Below are 21224 nucleotides of genomic sequence, written 5' to 3'. Positions count from 1 at the left end.
GGCCGCAAACAGCCCTCGTCGGCGGGTGGATCTCAGGAACGGACTTCGCCGTCGCCCAGGACCACGTATTTGAGCGAAGTCAGGCCTTCGATACCTACCGGCCCACGCGCATGGAACTTGTCGGTGCTGATGCCAATCTCGGCACCGAGTCCGAACTCGAAGCCATCGGCAAAGCGGGTGCTGGTATTGACCATGACACTGGCCGAATCGACCTCGCGCAGGAATTTCTGCGCATGCAGGTGATTGGTCGTCAAAATTGACTCCGTATGGTGGCTGGAGTACTTGTTGATGTGGGCAATGGCCTCGTCCACACCATCCACCAGCTTCACGCTGATGATGGGCGCCAGGTATTCCTCGTACCAGTCCTGCTCCACTGCCCGGGCCAGCTTGGCATCCTGAACGGTCTGCAAAATGGCCAGAGCCTCGGCATCGCAGCGCATTTCCACGCCCTTGGCGGCATAGACTGCACCGATCCTGGGCAGGAAGTCTGCAGCCACGGCGCGTGCCACCAGCAGGCTTTCGCTGGCGTTGCAGGGGCTGTACTTGTTGGTCTTGGCGTTGTCGGCCACCTTGACGGCCATGGCGATGTCGCAGGGGTCATCCACATAGGTGTGGCAATTGCCGTCCAGATGCTTGATGACGGGCACCTTGGCCTCGCGGCTGATGCGCTCGATCAGGCCCTTGCCTCCACGGGGGATGATGACGTCCACATAGTCGGGCATGGCGATGAGCTGGCCCACTGCATCGCGGTCGGTGGTCTCCACCAGCTTGACGCCGTCTTCAGGCAGGCCGGCCTCGGCCAGCGCCTGGGCCACCAGCCTGGCCAGCGCCTTGTTGGAGTCGATCGCCTCCGAGCCACCGCGCAAAATGCAGGCATTGCCGCTCTTGATCGAGAGGCCGGCCGCTTCGATGGTCACATTCGGGCGGCTTTCATAAATCATGCCGAACACGCCCAGGGGCACACGCATCTGACCCACGCGGATACCGCTGGGCATCTGCTTGAGGCCGCTGATCTCGCCGATCACATCGGGCATGGAGGCGAGTTGCTCGCAACCTTCGGCGCAGGTCTCCAGCACCTTGGGCGTCAGACGCAGCCTGTCGACCATGGGGGCCGACAGGCCATTGGCCACGGCGCGCTCCAGATCGCGGGCATTGTCGATCTGCAGCGGCTCGACGTTCTCGCGCAGCAGACGGGCCAGCGCCTTGAGTGCTTTGTTTTTAGTAGCTGCAGACGCACGCGCCATCAGTGCAGAGGCGGATTTTGCCTGTACACCAAGGTTGTGCATGTATTCGACGGTATTGAGCGCGTTCATGGCGTGATTTTCGCCGAGATAAGCAAGTTGCGCAGACAAGCCCGAGCACGAGGGGGTTTATGGCCCTGCGGACACCTACACTCGGCCTCTGAATCGCAAGGAGACTTATGAGCCACAACACCACAGCGCTGCAGGAAAGCGCCCGCCAGCTCCAGCAGCTGCGCAGCGGATTCGAGCAGCTCGCCCACTCGCAGATCAGCGCCAGCGCCCTGGGCCAGCAGGCACGCGCCGCGACCACATTGCTTGAGGCACTGCCGCCACGCTATGGCGAGGTGCTGCTCAACCTGCTGGACCGGCTCGAATCCAGCGCGCTGTTCACCGAGGAAAGCTGCTCCTTCAGCCAGAAGGACCTGCTGGACAATCTGCGCCTATGGGCCGACAAGGCCCAAACCCAGCTAGCCGCCAATCCCGGCTGAGCCGCAAATCAGCGCCCGGCCTGGGCCAGCTGCATGGCCAGCTGCCGCAGGGCCTGCCAGCTGTCGCGCGGCCAGCCCGCGCTGGGCAAACCTTTGACAATACCGTCCACGGCATGGGCCGCCTGGAGCAGTTCGGCCGCGCGTGCATCGCTGACACGCGGCAGCAGCCGCTCCATCAGCCTCTCCTTGGGGCCCCAGATGCGGTTCTCGCGCAGCGCCATGGGCAGGGGCTTGCCGCCCGCCATGGCGTCCTTGACCCGCTTGATGTTTCGAATGTCCTCGGCCAGCGCCCAATGCACCAGCACCTCGGCCTCGCCTTCGGCCTGCAGGCCGTCCAGCATGCGCATGCTGCGCGCCACCTGGCCCGATAGCACGGCCTCGGACAGCTTGAACACGTCGTAGCGCGCCACATTGAGCACCGCCTGCTCCACCTGCGCCAGACTCAGCTCGCCCTCGGGGTGCAACAGGGCCAGCTTCTGAATTTCCTGGTGCGCTGCCAGCAGATTACCTTCCACTCGATCGGCAAAGAACTGCAGCGTGCGCTGGCCCTCTTCACCGGCCGCCACACGCTGGTTCTGCAACGCCAGACGCTGTGCAATCCAGTGCGGCAGCGCGCCGCGCTCCACGGGATCGATCTGGATGGAAACGCCGTTGCCGTCCAGCGCCCCAAACCAGGCCCCGGTCCTGGTGGCCTTGTCCAGGCGCGGCAGACTGATCAGGGTCAGCGTGCTGTCGTTGCCCTGGGCGCTGCTGGCCAGCTGCTGCAGCGCAGCACTGCCGTCCTTGCCGGGTTTGCCGCTGGGAATGCGAATTTCCAGAATCTGCTTGTCCGCAAACAGGCTCAGGCTGCCGCCTGCCGCCAGCACGCCGCTCCAGTCAAAGTGCGCGCCCATGACGGTGTAGCTGCTGCGCTCGGTATAGCCCTGAGCACGCGCTTCCACACGGATCGCGTCGGCCGCTTCCTGCTGCTGCAAGGGCTCGTCGCCATGCAGCACATAGAGCGAGCGCAAGCCCTTGGCCAGATGGGAGGTAAGCTGGTTCAGCGCAAGCTGCATGGAGAAAAGTTTTCTATAAAAAGTATCTGAAACGCCCTGAATTCAAGCGTCAGCAGCTATCAGATTTATCGAACCAACGCTGGAGACTCTCAACCGCAACTCAGAAACGTCAAGCAAGGGCCTAGGCGACCTGCCGCCCAGCAGCAAGGCCGTAGTCCCCGTCGCGCTGCGGCTCAGGGGACGGGCTCATGACACCTGCAGGCTCTTGACCGCAGCCAGACGGCGAATGATCTGCTGCACGATGTCGTTGCGCATGTCCTTGTTCAGCATTTCCTCTTCTACTGCCTTGGACAAGGCATTGGTTTCGTTATAGGTCACGTTGCGGATCTGGCGAATCTCGACCGGCTCGATCAGCTCATCGCCGCCAGGCGTGCGCAACGAGAAGCGCACGATCAGACGCAGTTCGATTTCACGCACCTGGCCAGCCACGTTGGAGCCGATGATCACGCGCTGGGCCTGCTCGCTGATGATCTGGCAGATCACCTCGGCGGTATCGGGCGATGCCGGGTCCTTGACCACGGTCAATTGATCGCTGCTCGATTCCAGACTGCGACGCAGCAAAGTGCCCACGGGCGCACCGCGCCCCGCCTGCACGTAAATGGAGCGAAACACAAAATTCGGCGCACCGCGCAGGCGAAAGCCGCAGGCCCCGAGCAGAGGCGTCAAGGCCATGGCGGCCAGCAGCGTACGTTTTTGCATCAACTGTCCTTATTTGGGACCCTGCCCACCGGGCAGAGTTCGTCACCGTCGCAGCACCTCGCTGCCAAAGATAGCGAAAGAGGCCAAGGCTGCGGCTTCACCCTCTGCTGCGAGCACCGCCCCTTGCTCCAGAGATAGCAAGCAAGGGCAGCCCCGCAGCGAGGCTACGTCCCCCCGGGGGAAGGCGCGAAGCGCCTCAGGGGGGAGTCATTTACACCACAATATTCACCAGACGGCCCGGCACCACGATGATCTTCTTGGGTGCACGGCCTTCGGCAAACTTCTGGTACTCCTCGTTGGCCAGCGCTGCCGCCTCGATGGCAGCCTTGTCGGCAGTGGCGGACACCAGGATCGCACCGCGCAGCTTGCCGTTGACCTGCAGCACCAGCGAGATCTCGTCCTGCACCAGGGCCTTGGGATCGACCTGCGGCCAGGGGGCATCGAGCAGATCGCCCAGGTGGTTGGCATAGCCCAGCTCGCTCCACAGCACATGCGCCAGATGGGGCGTTGCGGGGTAGAGCACGCGCAGCAGAATGCCGAAGCCTTCGATCAGCGCCACCTTGGCACCGGCGTCATCCAGGGCCTTGAAGTCTTCCAGCGCATTGATCATCTTCATCGCGCCGGACACCACGGTGTTGTACTGCATGCGCGAGTAGTCGTACTCGACCTGCTTGAGCACGTTGTGGATTTCCAGACGCAGGGCCTTGGCCGCCTTGCCGAATTCCACATCGTCCAGCGACTTGGCGCCGGCCACGCCCTGCACGGCGGAAGCCATGTCCATGCCTGTCAGCTTGCTGCCGAAGTTGTAGACGCGGCGCAGGAAACGATAGCTGCCTTCCACGGCGGCGTCGTTCCACTCCAGAGTCAGCTCGGGGGGCGAGGTGAACATGGTGTACAGACGTGCGGTGTCGGCGCCGTACTTCTCGATCAGATCCTGAGGGTCCACGCCGTTGTTCTTGGACTTGGACATGGTGCCCACGCCCTCGTAATCGATGGCGGTACCCACGGGCAGCAGGCCGTCGGCGCTGTCCACTTCGATCTTGAGCTTGGCGCCGATGATCTTGCCGGAGTCGTCGAACACATGCTCCACATCCTTGGGCCAGAAGTATTCCTTGGCGCCCTTGGCCGTGCGACGGCTGTAGATGTGGTTGAGCACCATGCCCTGGGTCAGCAGCTTGGTGAAGGGCTCGTCGATCTTGACCAGGCCCAGGTCGCGCATGACCTTGGTCCAGAAGCGCGCATACAGCAGGTGCAGGATGGCATGTTCCACACCGCCGATGTACTGGTCCATGGGCATCCAGTAATCGGCGCCGTCGGCCACCATCTGCTCGCCGTTCTTGGCGTCGCAATAGCGCATGAAGTACCAGGACGAGTCCACGAAGGTGTCCATGGTGTCGGTTTCACGGCGGGCAGGCTTGCCGCAGCAGGGGCAGACCACGCCGGCGTGGAAGGCTTCGCTCTTGACAAGGGGATTGCCGGAGCCATCGGGCACCAGATCCTGGGGCAGGACCACGGGCAGGTCCTTCTCGGGCACGGGCTGAGGACCGCAATCGGCGCAATGAATGATGGGGATGGGAGTGCCCCAGTAGCGCTGACGGCTGATGCCCCAGTCACGCAGACGCCAGGTGGTCTTGAGCTCGCCCAGGCCCTTGTCGCCCAGAATCTTGGCCACGGCCTGCACCGCATCCTTGTGGTTCAGACCGTCGAAGTCGCCGGAGTTGATCAGTACGCCGCGCTCCTTGTCGCCATACCAGTCGCTCCACTGCTTGTCGTCATAAGCGGCCTGGCCTTCCACGGCCACCACCTGCTTGATGGGCAGGCCGTATTTGTTGGCAAAGGCGAAGTCGCGCTCGTCGTGGGCCGGAACGCCCATCACGGCGCCGTCGCCATAGCTCATCAGCACATAGTTGCCGATCCAGACCTCGACCTGCGCGCCGGTGATGGGGTGGGTGACGAACAGGCCCGTGGGCTTGCCTTCCTTTTCCTTGACGGCCAACTCGGCCTCGGTAGTGCCGCCCTTTTTGCACTCCTCGATGAAGGCTGCCAGTTCGGGGCTGGAGGCCGCCGCATGCAGCGCCAGCGGGTGCTCGGGGGCAACCGCGCAGAATGTCACGCCCATGATGGTGTCGGCACGCGTGGTGAAGACATACATCTTGCCATCGCCGATCAGTTCGCCCGCAGCGTTCCTGACCTCATGCGTGAACGCAAAGCGCACGCCAGCGGACTTGCCGATCCAGTTCTCCTGCATCAGGCGCACCTTGTCGGGCCAGCCATTCAAGGTGGCCTTCTCGTTGCCGACCTGCACATGATCCAGCAGTTCCTGAGCGTAATGGGTGATGCCCAGGTAGTAGCCAGGAATCTCGCGCTTTTCCACCAGCGCGCCGGTACGCCAGCCGCGGCCGTCGATGACCTGCTCGTTGGCCAGCACGGTCTGATCCACCGGGTCCCAGTTCACCACCTGGGTCTTGCGGTAGGCAATGCCTTTTTCCAGCATCTTGAGGAACAGCCACTGGTTCCACTTGTAGTACTCGGGGTCGCAGGTGGCGACCTCGCGGCTCCAGTCGATGGCCAGGCCCATGGCCTGCATCTGCTTCTTCATGTACGCGATGTTCTCGTACGTCCACTTGGCGGGCGGCACCTTGTTCTTCAGCGCAGCGTTCTCGGCTGGCAGACCGAAGGCGTCCCAGCCCATGGGCATGAGGACGTTGTAGCCCTTCATGCGCAGCTGGCGCGTGAGCATGTCGTTGATGGTGTAGTTGCGCACATGGCCCATGTGCAGCTTGCCGCTGGGGTAGGGCAGCATGGAGCAGGCGTAGTACTTGGGCTTGCTGCCGTCTTCGGTGACGCGGTAGGCGTCCTTGGCTTGCCAGTGGTCTTGCGCGGCGCGCTCGACCTCGATGTGGTTGAATTTTTCTTGCATGGTGCAGTGCAGTGGCCGCCAGCCCCACTTGGGACCCGGCAAGGTAGAAATCTGAAATCAGCAGGGATTTTAGGCTGCCCGACCGCTTGCGCCGTTTTAGCCCTGCATGACCGCAGAACCCGCTGCGCCATCCCTGCGGCCTTCCTGCACGCCACGCTGGGAAATACGGCTTTGCGTAAGCTAGTGGCTGTTCACACATTGCTGAACTTTTTGCACGCCAGCCGGTCTTACCGGCCTGTTTACGTGCCCGGCGCCATCGCCTGCCTTCTGCCCGAAGTTGCCAGACTTGCGCTCCTGCCCCGGTCCATTCTTCTGAGGAGCTGCTCTTGCTTTCCCGCTGGTCTTTTGTTTCTGACTGGAATCCCGCCATGCAAATGCTGGCCTCGCTCTGCGTCCTGGCCCTGAGCGCTCTTGTGGCCGGCTGGCTGACCCAGTGGCTGGGGCTCAAGGTCTTTCGCCGTATGCGCGACACCCTCAGGACTGGCTGGGCCCAGATCCTCATGCACGACAAGGTGCTGCGCCGCCTGGCCAAGGTCGTGCCCTCGCTGATCGTGCAGTTCGGCGTGCAAGGCGTGCCGCATCTGGAGCCGCGCTGGACCACGCTGATCACCAATGTGGCGGTGGCCTTCACGCTCTACCACCTGGCACGCGCGCTGTGCGATCTGCTCAATGCCACGAACGAGGCCCATGAACGCGACGAGGCACGCAAGGCCGCCGTCCAGACCCATTCCATCAAGAGCTATGTGCAGTTGGGCAAGCTGCTGGTCTGCAGCTTTGCCGTGGTGCTCATCGTGGCCACGCTGATGGACCGCTCGCCGCTGCTGCTGCTCTCGGGCCTGGGCGCCATGTCGGCCGTGCTGATGCTGGTCTTCAAGGACACCATCCTCTCCTTTGTCGCCGGCGTTCAGCTCGGCAGCAACGACATGCTGCGCGTGGGCGACTGGATAGAGATGCCCCAGGTCGGCGCCGACGGCTTTGTGACCGATATCGCGCTCAATACCGTCAAGGTGCAGAACTGGGACAAGACCATCACCACCATTCCCACCTGGCGGCTGATGACGGACAGCTTCAAGAACTGGCGCGGCATGTTCGACTCGGGCGGACGCCGCATCATGCGCTCGCTGAACCTGGACGCCAACACCGTGCACCTGCTTTCATCCGAGGAACGCGCGGGCATGGGCCATATCGCGCTGCTGCAACCCTACTGGAGCGAGCGCGACGGCCTGCAGGCCATGCCCGGCGCGGCCGAGGCCGCCATGCCAACCCAGGCCATCGCGGCCCACCAGGTGACGAATCTGGCCGCCTTCAAGGCCTATGCCTACGCCTATCTGATGGGCCACCCGCGCATTGGCAAAGGCCCGGGCATGTTCCTCATGGTGCGCACCATGGAGACATCGCCCACGGGGCTGCCACTGCAGCTGTTCTGCTACACCAACACCACCGTCTGGGTGGAGTACGAAGGCATACAGGGCGAAATCTTCGACCATCTGATCGGCGTGCTGCCGCAGTTCGGGCTGACGCTGTACCAGCGCTCGTCGGACTACGGCACCCACTATCCGCCCGCCCGTCCCGATGTAGTAGCCCGTTAATACCCGCGGCGCCACTTGCCTGTCCACAATGGTTTGACACTTCAAAAGGAGACAGACCATGGCAGGCAAGAAGATTTTGATGATTTGCGGCGACTACTGCGAGGACTATGAAACCATGGTCCCGTTCCAGGCCCTGCTGGCCGTGGGCCATACCGTGCACGCGGTCTGCCCCGACAAAAAGGCCGGCGACCAGATCAAGACCGCCATCCACGACTTTGAAGGCGCACAGACCTATAGCGAAAAGCCCGGCCACAACTTCACGCTCAACGCCACGTTTGCCGATGTGAAGCCCGAGCAGTACGACGCCCTGGTCATCCCCGGCGGCCGCGGCCCCGAGTATCTGCGCGGCTATGAAAGCGTGCGCGCCGCCGTACGTCACTTCTTCGACACCAACAAGCCCGTGGCCGCCGTCTGCCATGGCGCGCAGTTGCTGGCCGGGGCCGGCGTGCTCAAGGGCCGCACCTGCTCGGCCTACCCCGCCTGCCGCGCCGAAGTGGAACTGGCCGGAGGCAGCTATGCCGACATTCCCGTCGACCAGGCCCATACCGAAGGCAATCTGGTCAGCGCCCCGGCCTGGCCTGCCCATCCTGCCTGGATCGCCCAGTTTCTCGCTCTGCTGGGCACGAAGATTTCACACTGAAATCGGCCTCCAGCGCTTTCCCATCAAGCGTAGCAAGCTATCAATTCGAGAGTTCACCTCTTGACGCAGCAGTCGCAGGGCCACACCATGGCCCGGTTTTGTTTTGGAGAGTCGCGCCATGTGCCAGGTCTTTATCAGCGCCGATCCGCAGCTCTGGGCCCACCGGGCCCGCTCCATCCGGCTGCATGGAGTCGCCACCAGCATCCGGCTGGAAAACCTGTTCTGGCAGGTACTCGAAGAGATTGCCGCGCGGGACGGCTATACCGTTCCCCAGCTCTGCACCAAGCTCTACGACGAGCTGCTGGCCGAGCGCGGAGCGGTGGACAACTTCAGCTCTTTTCTGCGCGTCTGCTGCACCCGCTATCTGGCACTGCAGCTGTCGGGCGAGATTCCACAGGACATGGGCATACCGATTCGCTCGCTGGGCAATGCCTCGTCACTCAAGTCCTCAAGCCCACAACTCACGCACTGAGGTTCAGCGCAGATACACGGCCTCGAGTCGCAGCAGCGCACGCCCCTCGGCATCGCTGAGCACCAGTTTCTGCCCCTGCACGGCGTAGCTGCTGACCTGAGCCAGGGTGGCCAGCAGCAGTTGCTCCCGACGCATGCCCTGCACACAGGCCATGCGGGTGCCGCCCACGGCCGAAAATCGCAGCCAGCGCCCGTCCAGGCTGTAGTTGCCGCGCAGGCGATTACAGCCGCCCGCGCCATGAAAACGGCCGCTGCCGGTCTCCAGCACCAGGTGCGGCTCGGGCTGATTGTCATAGGCGCTGACATGCGGGCCGTCACCCAGCTGCACCAGCTTCCAATAGGTATTGAGCAGCGGGGCCGGCACGGCGGCCATGGCTTCGCCCTCGGACGCTGCAGGCCCAGCATCCGCAGCGCCGACTGCCAGGCTCCCCAACAGCAAGAGTGCGCTCAATGCCGGGCGAAGAAAGGTATGCAGCTTCGAGAAAGCAGTTATCACAAACACCTTTGCGGCCTTCAACGCATACAGACAAAGCGCTTGCAGCTCATTATTCAGGAGTCTCAGACGCTTGCGCAAGCACCTGATCACCGCGCACAAAGCTGCAGGCCACCGCATTGGTACAGCGCCAGATGGCCTGCCCCGCCAGCGGCCCGCGCTGCATCAGCAACTTGCGCAGCGGCCACTCGCATTGCGGGCAGACCGGCACAGCATCGACCCGTCCGCGCCGCACCGGCTCTGCAGCCTCTGCCGCAGTGTCAGCCAACCTGGCAGGAGCCGCAACGGCTGGCTGGGCGGGCGACACCTGCGCCGACAGATCCCTATCGACCACTGTCGAAGGCGGCGCCGGCATGACAGGCTCCAGCAGAACATCCACGGTCTCGGGCACCGGCGGCTTGACCAGATGGGCAGCGGCTTCCGCCACCGGCTCCTGCCTGGGTTTGCGCGCCTTGCTGGCCGCCTGCAACTGCCGGACATGCGCCACATGCCGCCTGTCGGTGGCACGACCGGGCTGCAGCCGCAGTTCTTCGAGCTTGTCCAGCAGCGCCTGCATTTGCTCGGGGCTCCACACGGGCTCGGCAAAGCTCTGGATATGGCCGACAAAGCCGAGGCCGCGCGTGACATGGGCCGGCATCTCGGTCTTGAACTCGCAGTCGCCCACAAAGGCGATCACCGAGTGCAGATGCTCGGGCGCGATGTCCAGCAGCGACTGCAAGGTCTTGATGTGCTTGTAGTTCTGGCGCAGCGGGTTCTGGAAGCGGCTGCGCTTTCTGAAGATCTGCTGCGTCCATTCGCGCTGCTTTTCGGTGCCGAAGATCCAGCCCTGGTAGTTCTTGGTTTCCAGCACAAACAGGCCGTAGGGTGAAAAGATCAGATGGTCGATCTGCGTGCTGCCGCCATCCGCCGTGGGCAGCGTGACGTTGTGCATGTCCACATAGACCAGCGGATCGAGCTGCCGGCGGATCGCTGCCTGCACGGCCCGCTCGCCACGCCAGCCCTTGAAGCGCGGCGAGCGCAGCACGGCCGCCAGCACCGCGAATGCCAGCGCCAGCCCCAGATACAAAAACAGGCCATTAAAGGCCGTGGAAAGAATCTGATTCATTGATCCCACCATGTCAAAAACTGGCGCGTACAAAAGTCAGAGATGCCAAGCAGGAGCCGCCTCGCGGCGGGGGCGCCCAGCCGAAGGCATCGCCCCCTCCCATAGCGCGCAGCGCGTAGAGAGAGGGGCGCCCGGCCAGGAGGAAGGCGCGGGACCGCCCAAGCACAGCGCCTCAGGGGGAGCCTTTAATTCAACGCCATGCTCAGCTTGCGGCGATAGCTGTTGACCAGGGCCGTCGCCTCATCCTGCTCGGCGCTGTTCTTGCCCAGCAGCTCGATGCCGCCGCTGGTCTTGCCGGGCACGGCGTCCTGCTTCTTGGGCTTGGGCGGGGTCAGCAGCTCCAGCACGCCGACGATGAGCTTGCGCGCCGCCTGCTCGTTCCAGGTCTTGTCGCGCATGATGATTTCCAGCAACTCGTCCATGGCATCGGTCCACTGGCTGTGGGCCAGCAGCGCGCGCGCACGGCCGAAGCGGGCGTCAAAGTCGCGCTTGTTGGCGGCGATGGCGGCGTCGTACTTGGCCACATCGGCATTGTCGTCCTGCACGGCAAATTCCAGCGCCTTGAGCCACTGGTTCAGCGCTTCGAAGCGCAGCGGCTGGGGAATGCGCTTGATGGGCTCTGCCAGCAGGGCAGCAGCTTCCTCGAAGCTGCCGGTGGCGATCAGCAGTCGCACATAGTCAAAGCGCGCATCGTCGTTGGCCGGGTCGGCCGCCAGCGCATCGGCCAGCTTTTGCAGCGCCGCCTGGGTGTCGCCGGACTCCAGCAGGGCCTGGGCTTCGTCGGCGTCAGCCTCGGCCGCCAACTCGCCCTCGGAAGGCAGATGCTTGTCCAGGAACTCGCGCAGCTTGCCTTCGGGCTGGGCGCCCATGAAGCCATCCACGGGCTTGCCGCCGATCATCAGAACACAGGTAGGGATGGAGCGGATGCCGAACATGCTGGCCAGTTGCTGCTCCTGATCGGAGTCGATCTTGACCAGCTTGAAGCGGCCTTCATAGGCGACTTCCAGCTTTTCGAGCACCGGGCCCAGCGTCTTGCAGGGGCCGCACCAGGGTGCCCAGAAGTCCACCAGCACGGGTACGGCCATGGAGGCGGCTACGACTTCGGCTTCAAAATTCTCGAGGGTGACGTCAATCATGTGATTCCCAATGCTGCTTGTGTGCTGCCACCCGGGCAGCGGCGCTGAAAAGTCTGCGAACCGGTCACTCCAGCAGAGTGCCCACCGCGCGATGCTGCGATTCTCCACGCAAATGCGCGAGCGCAAGCCATAGACCAGAGCGGGTCGGGTCTTTGCTCCTCAGATGGGAGCACTCTGCGCCTGTTTCAAGGTCGATTCAAGGTGTTTTATGACGAAAATCGATGAACGACATGCGCAAGCAGCTACGGTTTCAAGAGTAACCGCCCCGCAGCCGCGCTCACCCCTGGGCTATATTGCTTGCGAACCAAGGAGCGCAGACTTGATTGAAGTTTCACAACTGGTGTTTGAATACCCGGGCCACCGTGCACTAGACGGCGTGAGCCTGTCCATCGCAGCGGGCAGCGTGACGGCACTCGTCGGCCCCAACGGTGCCGGCAAATCCACGCTGATGCGCTGCATCGCCGGACTGGAGCAGCCGCTGTCCGGCCATATCCGTGTCAAAGGCCTGTCGGTCGAGGAGCAGCCGCGCGAGGTGCACCGTCACCTGGGCTATCTCTCGGACTTCTATGGTCTGTACGACCGACTCAGCGTGATGCGCTGCCTGCAGTACTCGGCCCTGTCCATGGGCGTTGCACCCGGTGACGTGGATGCCCGCATACGGCAGGTGGCCGCCCAGCTGGGCCTGACGGAGCTGCTGCACCGCCACCCGACCGAACTCTCGCGCGGCCAGCGCCAGCGCGTGGCGATCGGCCAGGCCATCGTCCACCAGCCCAGCGTGCTGCTGCTCGACGAACCGGCCAGCGGCCTCGATCCCGATGCGCGCAGCAGCCTCTCGACGCTGTTTCGCCAGCTGCAGGCCCAGGGCATGACGCTGATCGTCTCCAGCCACATCCTCAGCGAGCTGGACGAGTACTGCACCCATATCCTGAGCATCCGCGACGGCCGCATCAAAAGCCACGAGGCGCTGCAGAACGCCCATGACGAGGGCCAGCCCGCCGTCGCCGGCCAGCAGCCCCTGCTCTATGCGCTGGAAGTGGCCATGGAGCCAGGCGAAGGCCTGGAGGCGCGCCTTCGTCAGGCCTTGCTGAGCACCTCGGTGCAGGACTTCGACACCACGGGCCGCCGCCCGATCCAACTCTGGCTGCCGGCCGCCGCCAGCGCACGCGCCCAATGGCTGGCCCAACTGGTGCAGGCCGGCATTCCTGTCGCCGCGCTCTACCCGGTGCGCGAGCGGCTGCAGGACCACTATGCGCGCACGGCCCAGGCCCGCGATACCGAAAGTCAGGAGCAAGCATGAGCCAACGCAATCCCGAATTCCAGCGCCAGCTCTGGCTGAACTGGCGCCCCTCGCTGCTGGCCTGGAGCCTGGGCCTGAGCCTGCTCATACTGGCGCTGCCCTTCGCCCTGTCCTCCGCCAAGGGGCTGCCCGGCACCCTGAGCATGACCGCCATTGCCGGCCTGTATCTGGCCGCCATCATCTATGGCAGCGTGCTGGCCGGGCGCAGCCTGGCCGAGGAAGCCAGCCAGAACACCTGGGACTGGCAACGTCTGTCCGTGCTCACGCCCTGGCAGATGGCCTGGGGCAAGCTGCTGGGCGCCACCTTGCCGGCCTGGCTCTACGTGCTGTGGTTTGCACTGGCCGTGGCGGGCATCACCCATTTCTGGGCGCTGGAGCCCCTGAAGCTGCAGCATACGATTGGCCTGGCCGTGATCTGGGGCCTGGGCCTGCAGACCTGGGCCATGAATTCCGTGCTCATGAGCTGGGGGCTGAGGGACAGGCCTATCAATCGCCGGCGAGCGGCACTGCTGCCTCTGCTGATCCTGTTCTTCGCCCCCGGCCCCTTTATCGACCATGTCTACAAGGGCATGGTGGACATCGACGCCGAGCCCGTGTTCTGGTGGGGCCTGAATGTGGGCGGCCTGGGCCTGGCCTATCTGGCCGCTGCGCTGATACTGGGCCTGGGGCTGCTGGCCCTGTGCCGCCAGCTTTGCACCCGACTCGATGTACGCACCCTGCCCTGGGCCTGGCCGCTGGGTCTGGCGCTGACTGGATTTTTCGCGGCCGGCTCGCTCAATCTGGGCATTGCCGAATTTTTCAGCAGCACCGCCTGGATCGCGCTGATCGGCACCGCCTATGTCGCCCTGCAGCACATGGACCAGCATCTGCGCGCCTGGCGCCAGGTTCAATGGTCGGCCTCGCGCCAGCGCTGGCGCGAGGCGCTGGAGGCACTGCCGCTGTGGCCGGTCAGCCTGCTGCTGGGCTTTGCCATGGCCTTGCTGCTGCTGTTCGCCCCCCAGTCACTTGAGGCGGCCATCAGCGGCAAGCTCAACAGCTTTACCTTCTATCTGTGTCTGCATCTGCTGCGCGACTGCCTGCTGCTGACCGGCTTCGCCCTGCTGGCGGGCAGGCTCAAGTCCCCCCTGGCCTCGTTTGTCATCGCCTGGCTGATCCTCAACATCGCCGCGCCGCTGCTGGCCTATGGCATGGGCGGCTATACAGGTGCCATGTTTGTTCAGCCCGTGGTGGCCATGTGGATGAGCTCGCCGGACGGCATAGAGCAAGCCGGCGCCTGGCTCAGCTATGTGCCCTGGGCTTCTCTGAGCCTGCAGATCCTGGTCACGCTGGCCTGGGTCATTCATGTCTTCAGGGACCGCGTGCTGGGCTTTGCACGCGATAACGCGGCGGCCCATATCCGGGAGTCATAGTTGCTTTGCCCGGACGGCTATGCCCCACAGTCGGCCGGCAATGCGGCGAAACCGTAAAATCAGGGGTTCCACTAGGCCGGGCGGCAGCGCCCTGAAGAACATGAACCCCATCCAAGTTGGCGTGGTCATGGGTTCCAGCAGCGACTGGGACACCATGCAACACGCAGTTGCCATCCTCCAGCAATTCGGTATCGCTTTTGAAGCGCAGGTCGTGTCGGCCCACCGCATGCCGGACGACATGTTCCGCTTTGCCGAAGCCGCTGCCGACCGTGGCCTCAAGGCCATCATCGCCGGCGCCGGCGGTGCTGCCCACCTGCCCGGCATGATTGCCGCCAAGACCACCGTGCCGGTGCTCGGCGTGCCCGTGGCCAGCCGTCACCTGCAGGGCGTGGACTCGCTGCACTCCATCGTGCAGATGCCCAAGGGCGTGCCCGTGGCCACCTTTGCCATCGGCAATGCCGGTGCGGCCAATGCGGCCCTGTTTGCCGTGGCCCTGCTGGCCAATGAAGACGCCGAGCTGCGCAAAAAGCTCGAAGCCTTCCGCACCGAGCAGACCGAAGCGGCCCGCAACATGACCCTGCCGGTGAACGCATGAGCGCCCGCGACACGCAAGTGATACTGCCGGGTGCGACCCTCGGCGTGCTGGGCGGCGGTCAGCTGGGCCGCATGTTTGCCCATGCCGCTCAGGCCATGGGCTACTTCACCGCCGTGCTGGACAAGGACGAGACCAGCCCCGCCGGTCTGGTCAGCCACCAGCATGTGCGCACCGGCTACGAAGACGCCAAGGGCTTGGCCGAGCTGGCCGGACTCTGCGCAGCCGTGACCACCGAATTCGAAAACGTGCCCGCCGGCTCGCTGAACAAGCTGGCCGAGAGCCTGCCCGTATCGCCCGCCGGCTCGGCCGTGGCGATCGCCCAGGACCGCGCCGCCGAAAAAGCCCACTTCGTGAAGTGCGGCGTGCCCTGCGCCCCCTATGCCGTGATCGAGACGGCCGAGCAATTGGCCGCCGTCAACGACGCGCTGCTGCCCGGCATTCTCAAGACCGCACGCATGGGCTATGACGGCAAGGGCCAGGTCCGCGTCAAGACCCGCGACGAGCTGATCAAGGCCTGGGACGAGCTCAAGCAGGTGGCCTGCGTGCTCGAAAAAATGCTGCCGCTGGCGCATGAGTGCTCGGTCATCGTGGCGCGCGGCCGCAATGGCGACATCGTCAACCTGCCCGTGCAGCGCAATCTGCATCGCGACGGCATTCTGGCCGTGACCGAGGTCTACGAGGGCAACGTGCCTGCAGCGCAGGCAGAGCAAGCGATAGCCGCTGCGAAATCCGTAGCTATCGGCCTCGATTACGTGGGCGTGCTCTGCGTGGAATTCTTTGTGCTGGACAACGGCCAGCTGGTGGTCAACGAGATCGCCCCGCGTCCGCACAACAGCGGCCACTACAGCCAGAACGCAATGGATGTGTCGCAGTTCGAGCTGCAAGTGCGCTGCATGACCAATCTGCCCCTGGTGCAGCCGCGCCAGCACAGCGCCACCGTCATGCTCAACCTGCTGGGCGATCTGTGGTTCAAGGACGGCGACAGTGCACAGGCTCCGGCCTGGGACCAGATCCTGGCCCTGCCGGGCGCCCACCTGCATCTGTATGGCAAGGTCGATGCCAAGCCGGCCCGCAAGATGGGCCACTTGAACATCACCGCGGCAAGCCCCGAAAAAGCGCGTGAAACTGCTTTGAAGGCGGCCGAGATCCTCGGCATTGAAGCGTTCTGATAACACCCCCTGAGCGGCTTTGCCTAGGCGGCACCGCCGCTTCCCCCTAGCCGGGCGCCCCTCTCTCGCTACGCGGGAGGGGGACGACGCCCTCGCTGCGGGGCGGCCCTTGCTCGGCGTCCTTCGCTGATGCTCTGCAAGCGCAAAAGCACCGCACATACGGCGGTGCAGTGCATGAAAGAGGAATTGAAATGATCTTGGATGGAACGCAGGAACCCTCGGTGCAAGCTGCTGCTGCTGCGCTGCAGCAAGGCCGGCTGCTGGGCCTGCCCACCGAGACGGTCTACGGCCTGGCCGCGGACAGCGACAACGATGCGGCCGTGGCGCAGATCTTTGCCGCCAAGGGCCGCCCGGCCAACCATCCGCTGATCGTGCATGTGGCCGACGCCGCCGCCATCACGCGCTATGCCAAGGAAGTTCCGGTCTTTGCCCAGCAGTTGATCGACGCGTTCTGGCCCGGCCCGCTGACCCTGATCCTGCCGCGCCTGCCGCATGCCGCCAAGGCATCGACCGGCGGCCAGGACAGCGTGGGTCTGCGCTGCCCGTCCCACCCCGTGGCCCATGCGGTGCTCAAGGCCTGCCAGCAGCTCGATCCGCCGGTCTGGGGCGTCTCGGCCCCCAGCGCCAACAAGTTCGGCCGCGTCAGCCCCACTACGGCCGAGCATGTGGCCTCCGAGTTTGGCGAAGAACTGCTGGTGCTCGACGGCGGCGCCTGCGAAGTGGGCATTGAATCGACCATCGTCGACTGCACGCGGGGCGTGCCCGTGCTGCTGCGCCCCGGCGCCATCACGCGCGACGATATAGCGCGTGCCTGCGGCCTGCGACCGCTCTCGAAAGAAGAGCTGACTGCGGATACCCCGCGTGCTTCGGGAACGCTTTTGGCGCATTACGCGCCCAACGCCAAGGTGCGGCTGATGGATGCCAGGCAGCTGCAATCGGCGCTGGACATCCTGGGCAAGGATGGCAGGAATATCGCCATCTATCACCGCAGCCCCCTCAATGTCACCACCGCCCAGCTGCTGCTGCGCCGCATGTCCGACGAGCCGCGCGACGTGGCCCGCGAGCTGTTTGGCATGCTGCGCAATTTCGATGACTGGGGCGCCAAGCTGATCTGGATCGAAACCCCGCCCGACACCGCCGACTGGGAAGGCGTGCGCGACCGCCTGCAGCGTGCAGCGGCTGCGGGCTGAGCAGCCTCTTAGCTGATTTCCAAGTAAAGATAAAAATTTTTATTCGTTTTCTTTATTAGACACCTTCTCTAACCTTGGTCGCTTCAAAGCAACTTCAAAGGTTAGAGCCATGGGAACCCGTCGCGACGCGCTTGGCAAGCTTCTGTCCATCAGTGCAGCATCCCTGGGCTTGGCGGCTTGCTCGCGCTCCGACAACCAGGCCAGCAGCGAAACGAGCCGCACGGCACAAAACGGCAAGGTCGTTCCCTTCAACTACCCCGACAACCCCTCTTTCGACCTGATCTATCTGGCCGACAGACTGGGCTACTTCGACGGTACCTCGACCCGCCCCAACTACGTGGGCAAGATTGCCGCCCCCCAGATCATTCCGCTGGTCGGCACGGGCGACATCCATTTCGGCTCGCGCATGGTGCCGCTGGTGATTTCGGCCATCGCGGCCGGGGCCGACATGAAGGTGATTGCCGCCGGCAGCAAGACGCTGCAGGAGGCACCGCATATGAAGTACTTCGTGCGCAAGGATTCGGGCATCCGCACGCCCAGGGATCTGGAAGGCAAGACCATAGGCTTCAACAGCTTCGGCGCCTGCGCCGAGTTTGTCTCCAAGACCTATTTCCGCGAGCACGGCGCCGATGTCAACAAGATCAACTTCCTGGTCGTTCCCGACAACCAGGGCGAGCAGGCCGTGATCGGCCGCAATGTGGATCTGGCCATCATCCACCCACCCCATTCAGGCGGTGCCGAGGCCAACCCCGAGCTGCAGCGCCTGTGGACCGACTACGACCTGGACCGCGGCCTGGGCGGCATGGCCCCCTACAGCGTCAACGGCAAGTTTGCGCGCGAGAACCCGCAGGCCGTGCGCGATGTGGTCACCGCCATCGCCAAGGCCGGCAACTGGGTCAATGCCAACACCGACGAAGCGCGCCGCTACACGGCCGAGCGTCTCGGCATGGAGCTCAAGCATGTGGAGCGCTATGCCTATGTGGACGACCAGATCATCACCGAGCCGCCCATCCAGTACTACATCGACGTGCTGGAGCGTGAAGGCAAGCTGCAGCCGGGCAAGGTGGCGGTCAAGGATGTGTACACCAACGAGTTCAACCCCTTTGCCAAGGGAGCGGCGACATGAGCGCGGCCCTGGACGACTCCGGCTCCGCCATCAAGATCCGGGCACGCGATGTGCGCATGGATTTCGCCATTGCCGACGAGCGCGGCCGCAAGCAGCAGATCGCCGCCCTGCAGGACTTCAATCTCGATATCCGTGAAGGCGAGTTCTTCACCCTCCTCGGGCCCTCGGGCTGCGGCAAGTCCACGTTTCTCAATGTGCTGGCCGGGCTGGCGCGCAAGAGCGGCGGCAGCATCAGCATCGACGGCCAGCCGGCGAGCGGCATCAACCGCGAGCAGGGCGTGGTGTTCCAGGGCTATGCGCTGTTTCCGTGGCGCACCGTGCTGGAGAACATCGAGGTCGGGCTGGAGATCCGCAAGATTCCCAAACGCGAGCGCCGGGAGGCTGCCGAGCAGTTTTTGCACCTGGTGGGGCTGGCCGGCTTCGGCCAGCGCTACCCGCACGAACTCTCGGGCGGCATGCGTCAGCGCGTGGCCATCGCCCGCTCCCTGGCCTATTCGCCCAGCCTGCTGCTGATGGACGAACCGTTTGCCGCCCTGGATGCCCAGACACGCGAAATCCTGCAGTCCGAGTTGCTGCGCATCTGGGAGCAGCACAAGACCACCATCGTCTTCATCACCCACAGCCTCGATGAAGCCATCTATCTGTCGGACCGCATCGCCGTCATGACGCACCGACCCGGTCGCATCAAATCCGTTCTGGACATAGCGCTGCCGCGCCCGCGTCCCGCCGAGATACGCCACGCCCCGGCCTTTGTGCAGCTGCGCGAACAGGCCTGGGATGTGCTGCGCGACGAAGTCGCCTTTGCCAGCGGCCACCGCCAGCAACCGCTGGCACCGCTGCTGCCCACCGCCCCTGATTTCAGCCTGGCCTTGCGAGGATTTGCCATATGAGCCAACTGGTCGCATCCCCATCCCGGCGCCCCGCCAAGCCGGTGTCGCTGCTTTCCTCCCGGCAACTCAGGCTCCGATGGCTGGAGCGCTCGGCCTGCGTGCTGCTGTTCTTTGCCATCTGGGAATTCCTGCCGCGCGCGGGACTGGTCAATTCGGCCTTTCTCAGCCCGCCATCTGCGGTTCTGGCGGCCATCGTCCAGCTCGCGCAGACCGGCCAGCTGGGCAAGCATGTGGCGGCCAGCCTGCAGCGCTCGCTGGCAGGGCTGATTCTGGCCGTCGTGGCAGGCGTGGCGCTGGGCCTGCTGATGGGCGTGGTGCGCCGCTTCGAAGCCTTTGTCGACCCCTTGCTGCAGCTGTTCCGCCAGGTCTCGGCCCTGGCGCTGTTCCCGGTCTTTCTGCTGTTCTTCGGCATCGGCGAAGCCTCCAAGATCGCCATCATCTTCTGGGCCGCCTTCTGGCCGGTGCTGCTCAATACCATCAGCGGCGTCAAGCAGGTGGAAAAGCTGCTGATTCATTCGGCGCTATCCATGGGGGCCTCGCGCGGCTTCATCTTCTTCAAGGTCATACTGCCGGCAGCCGCACCGTCCATCTTCACCGGCATCCGGCTGGCGGGCGCCTATTCGATCACCGCGCTGGTCGCCGCCGAGATGATCGGCTCGCATGCCGGCCTGGGCTTTCTCACGCTGAACTCTCAGGAGATCTTCCAGATCCCCAGCATGTACGCCGGCATCGTGCTGCTGGCCGTTCTGGGCCTGGCGCTCAACTATGGGCTGGCCTTGCTGGAAAAGCGCCTGACGCGCTGGCGCAGCGGACTGGAATTCCATGAGTAGGCCGGTGCAGTCCTGGCGGCGCCTGGTGATTGCCGGTACCGCGCTGGCAGCCGCTGCCGCCGGCGCTGGCGTGCTCTGGCCCGCCCTGCCGCAGCTCGGCGGCACGGAGACTGCAGGCCCGGTGCTGCAGCAGGCCCGGCGCAATGGCGTGCTCCATGTGGCCCTGCGCAGCTATGCGCGCCCTGCCCTGCCCGGCGAAGCCTTGCCGCCAGAGACCGATGTCTACGACCAGGCCCTGGCGGACTGGCTGGGCCGGCAACTGGGCACCAACGTCAAATTCACCCCCGCAAGCGATGCCGACCTGGTGCTCGAAGGCGTGGCGCCGCAGGACGGCCCGGTCGCTGCCGATCGACAGACCGGTGGCAGCTATATGCCGCAGAGCCTGCAACTGCTGGTGCTCAAGCAGCAAGCCTCCCTCTGGAGCCGCCATGCCCCCGGTCACTGGAGCTCCTGGCTGCCGCATGTGGCGCAGAAGGCCGCCCCCAGACCCACGGCCTGCATCGCCACGGGTCAGGCCTCTGCCAGCACCTTGCAGGCCCAGGGCCTAGAGCCTCTTTTCGCGCCCTCCAGCATTCATGCAGTCAGCGATTTTCTGGCCGGCAAATGCCATGTTCTGGCCGAGTCGCCAGAGGTCATCACGCGCCTGCTGCAACAGGACAACTGGCGCTTCTACACCCGTCTGGGCAACCGCTTTCGCACCACGGATCAGGCCCATATCCGTCTGACCAGGGCCGATGCGCAGTCCACCCGCTGGCTGCAGCACGCCGTCCAGCAATGGCAGCGCAGCGGTCTGCAGCAACGTGCGCAGGACAACCGCGTCAGCACGATTGCGCTGGAAGCGTCCTTGCTGGAAGACGGAGCCATCTGCCACTGACCTCCCG

19 protein-coding genes and 1 pseudogene are annotated in these 21224 nt (G+C 64.4%); 13 read left to right on the top strand and 7 right to left on the bottom strand.

Annotation, left to right across the window (positions count from 1 at the left end; genetic code table 11):
• Positions 1 to 32: 32 nt before the first annotated feature.
• Positions 33 to 1313 carry a glutamate-5-semialdehyde dehydrogenase gene (locus tag JAO85_RS12310; RefSeq protein ID WP_202788164.1) on the bottom strand — a complete coding sequence of 427 codons (1281 nt, stop codon included), beginning with the start codon at positions 1311 to 1313 and terminating at the stop codon, positions 33 to 35.
• Positions 1314 to 1420: 107 nt separating this feature from the next.
• Between JAO85_RS12310 and JAO85_RS12305 the strand changes: the two genes are divergently transcribed.
• On the top strand, positions 1421 to 1729 hold the full coding sequence (locus tag JAO85_RS12305; protein ID WP_012840194.1) for a hypothetical protein: 309 nt from the start codon (positions 1421 to 1423) through the stop codon (positions 1727 to 1729).
• An 8-nt stretch (positions 1730 to 1737) separates the two neighbouring features.
• On the opposite strand, the gene holA is transcribed toward JAO85_RS12305, so the two are convergent.
• The 3 genes from holA to leuS all read right to left on the bottom strand — a co-directional run bounded on the left by holA (position 1738) and on the right by leuS (position 6403).
• Positions 1738 to 2784: a DNA polymerase III subunit delta gene (gene holA, locus JAO85_RS12300; RefSeq protein WP_202788163.1), complete on the bottom strand. Its 1047-nt coding sequence runs from the start codon at positions 2782 to 2784 to the stop codon at positions 1738 to 1740.
• A gap of 186 nt (positions 2785 to 2970) precedes the next feature.
• Complete coding sequence (lptE, locus tag JAO85_RS12295; RefSeq protein ID WP_004340434.1) at positions 2971 to 3483, bottom strand: LPS assembly lipoprotein LptE; 513 nt, start codon at positions 3481 to 3483, stop codon at positions 2971 to 2973.
• A gap of 211 nt (positions 3484 to 3694) precedes the next feature.
• Positions 3695 to 6403 carry a leucine--tRNA ligase gene (leuS, locus tag JAO85_RS12290; protein ID WP_012840198.1) on the bottom strand — a complete coding sequence of 903 codons (2709 nt, stop codon included), beginning with the start codon at positions 6401 to 6403 and terminating at the stop codon, positions 3695 to 3697.
• A 368-nt stretch (positions 6404 to 6771) separates the two neighbouring features.
• On the opposite strand from leuS, the gene JAO85_RS12285 reads away from it, so the two are divergent.
• The 3 genes from JAO85_RS12285 to JAO85_RS12275 all read left to right on the top strand — a co-directional run bounded on the left by JAO85_RS12285 (position 6772) and on the right by JAO85_RS12275 (position 9104).
• Positions 6772 to 7992, top strand: a complete 1221-nt coding sequence (locus JAO85_RS12285) for a mechanosensitive ion channel family protein (protein ID WP_202788162.1) — start codon at positions 6772 to 6774, stop codon at positions 7990 to 7992.
• A gap of 58 nt (positions 7993 to 8050) precedes the next feature.
• The gene (locus JAO85_RS12280) at positions 8051 to 8632 is read left to right on the top strand and encodes a DJ-1/PfpI family protein (RefSeq protein WP_003060496.1); all 582 of its coding nucleotides are present in this window, start codon (positions 8051 to 8053) and stop codon (positions 8630 to 8632) included.
• A 118-nt stretch (positions 8633 to 8750) separates the two neighbouring features.
• Complete coding sequence (locus tag JAO85_RS12275) at positions 8751 to 9104, top strand: ribbon-helix-helix domain-containing protein (RefSeq protein WP_034394599.1); 354 nt, start codon at positions 8751 to 8753, stop codon at positions 9102 to 9104.
• A gap of 3 nt (positions 9105 to 9107) precedes the next feature.
• Here JAO85_RS12275 and JAO85_RS12270 read toward each other — a convergent pair whose 3' ends face one another.
• The 3 genes from JAO85_RS12270 to trxA form a co-directional block, all read right to left on the bottom strand.
• The gene (locus tag JAO85_RS12270; RefSeq protein WP_237734812.1) at positions 9108 to 9542 is read right to left on the bottom strand and encodes an META domain-containing protein; all 435 of its coding nucleotides are present in this window, start codon (positions 9540 to 9542) and stop codon (positions 9108 to 9110) included.
• Between the two features lie 106 nt (positions 9543 to 9648).
• Positions 9649 to 10701 (bottom strand): nuclease-related domain-containing protein, encoded by a 1053-nt coding sequence (locus JAO85_RS12265; RefSeq protein WP_202788160.1) that lies wholly within the window; start codon positions 10699 to 10701, stop codon positions 9649 to 9651.
• Positions 10702 to 10886: 185 nt separating this feature from the next.
• Positions 10887 to 11837, bottom strand: a complete 951-nt coding sequence (trxA, locus tag JAO85_RS12260; RefSeq protein ID WP_004340400.1) for a thioredoxin — start codon at positions 11835 to 11837, stop codon at positions 10887 to 10889.
• A gap of 397 nt (positions 11838 to 12234) precedes the next feature.
• Here trxA and JAO85_RS12255 point away from each other — a divergent pair.
• The 9 genes and pseudogenes from JAO85_RS12255 to JAO85_RS12215 all read left to right on the top strand — a co-directional run.
• Positions 12235 to 13134 (top strand): annotated as a pseudogene (locus tag JAO85_RS12255) (ABC transporter ATP-binding protein); the annotation flags it as partial.
• The gene (locus tag JAO85_RS12250; RefSeq protein ID WP_202788158.1) at positions 13131 to 14543 is read left to right on the top strand and encodes a hypothetical protein; all 1413 of its coding nucleotides are present in this window, start codon (positions 13131 to 13133) and stop codon (positions 14541 to 14543) included. The pseudogene JAO85_RS12255 and the gene JAO85_RS12250, both read left to right, overlap by 4 nt.
• A gap of 100 nt (positions 14544 to 14643) precedes the next feature.
• Positions 14644 to 15138 (top strand): 5-(carboxyamino)imidazole ribonucleotide mutase, encoded by a 495-nt coding sequence (gene purE / locus JAO85_RS12245; protein WP_202788157.1) that lies wholly within the window; start codon positions 14644 to 14646, stop codon positions 15136 to 15138.
• Complete coding sequence (locus JAO85_RS12240; protein WP_202788156.1) at positions 15135 to 16307, top strand: 5-(carboxyamino)imidazole ribonucleotide synthase; 1173 nt, start codon at positions 15135 to 15137, stop codon at positions 16305 to 16307. Before purE ends, JAO85_RS12240 begins: the two co-directional genes overlap by 4 nt.
• A gap of 191 nt (positions 16308 to 16498) precedes the next feature.
• Positions 16499 to 17497 (top strand): L-threonylcarbamoyladenylate synthase, encoded by a 999-nt coding sequence (locus JAO85_RS12235; RefSeq protein ID WP_202788155.1) that lies wholly within the window; start codon positions 16499 to 16501, stop codon positions 17495 to 17497.
• A 109-nt stretch (positions 17498 to 17606) separates the two neighbouring features.
• Complete coding sequence (locus JAO85_RS12230; protein ID WP_012840209.1) at positions 17607 to 18623, top strand: ABC transporter substrate-binding protein; 1017 nt, start codon at positions 17607 to 17609, stop codon at positions 18621 to 18623.
• Positions 18620 to 19513 (top strand): ABC transporter ATP-binding protein, encoded by an 894-nt coding sequence (locus JAO85_RS12225; RefSeq protein ID WP_012840210.1) that lies wholly within the window; start codon positions 18620 to 18622, stop codon positions 19511 to 19513. Before JAO85_RS12230 ends, JAO85_RS12225 begins: the two co-directional genes overlap by 4 nt.
• Positions 19510 to 20343, top strand: a complete 834-nt coding sequence (locus JAO85_RS12220) for an ABC transporter permease (RefSeq protein ID WP_202788154.1) — start codon at positions 19510 to 19512, stop codon at positions 20341 to 20343. Before JAO85_RS12225 ends, JAO85_RS12220 begins: the two co-directional genes overlap by 4 nt.
• Entirely contained in the window at positions 20336 to 21217 is an 882-nt protein-coding gene (locus tag JAO85_RS12215; protein WP_041744371.1) for a hypothetical protein, read from the top strand. The genes JAO85_RS12220 and JAO85_RS12215 overlap by 8 nt, the downstream gene beginning before the upstream one ends.
• Positions 21218 to 21224 lie beyond the last annotated feature (7 nt).

It is taken from the genome of Comamonas sp. NyZ500, assembly GCF_016772095.1.
Taxonomy (GTDB): Bacteria; Pseudomonadota; Gammaproteobacteria; order Burkholderiales; family Burkholderiaceae_C; genus Comamonas; species Comamonas thiooxydans.
This window is presented reverse-complemented; position numbering and strand designations above follow the sequence as displayed.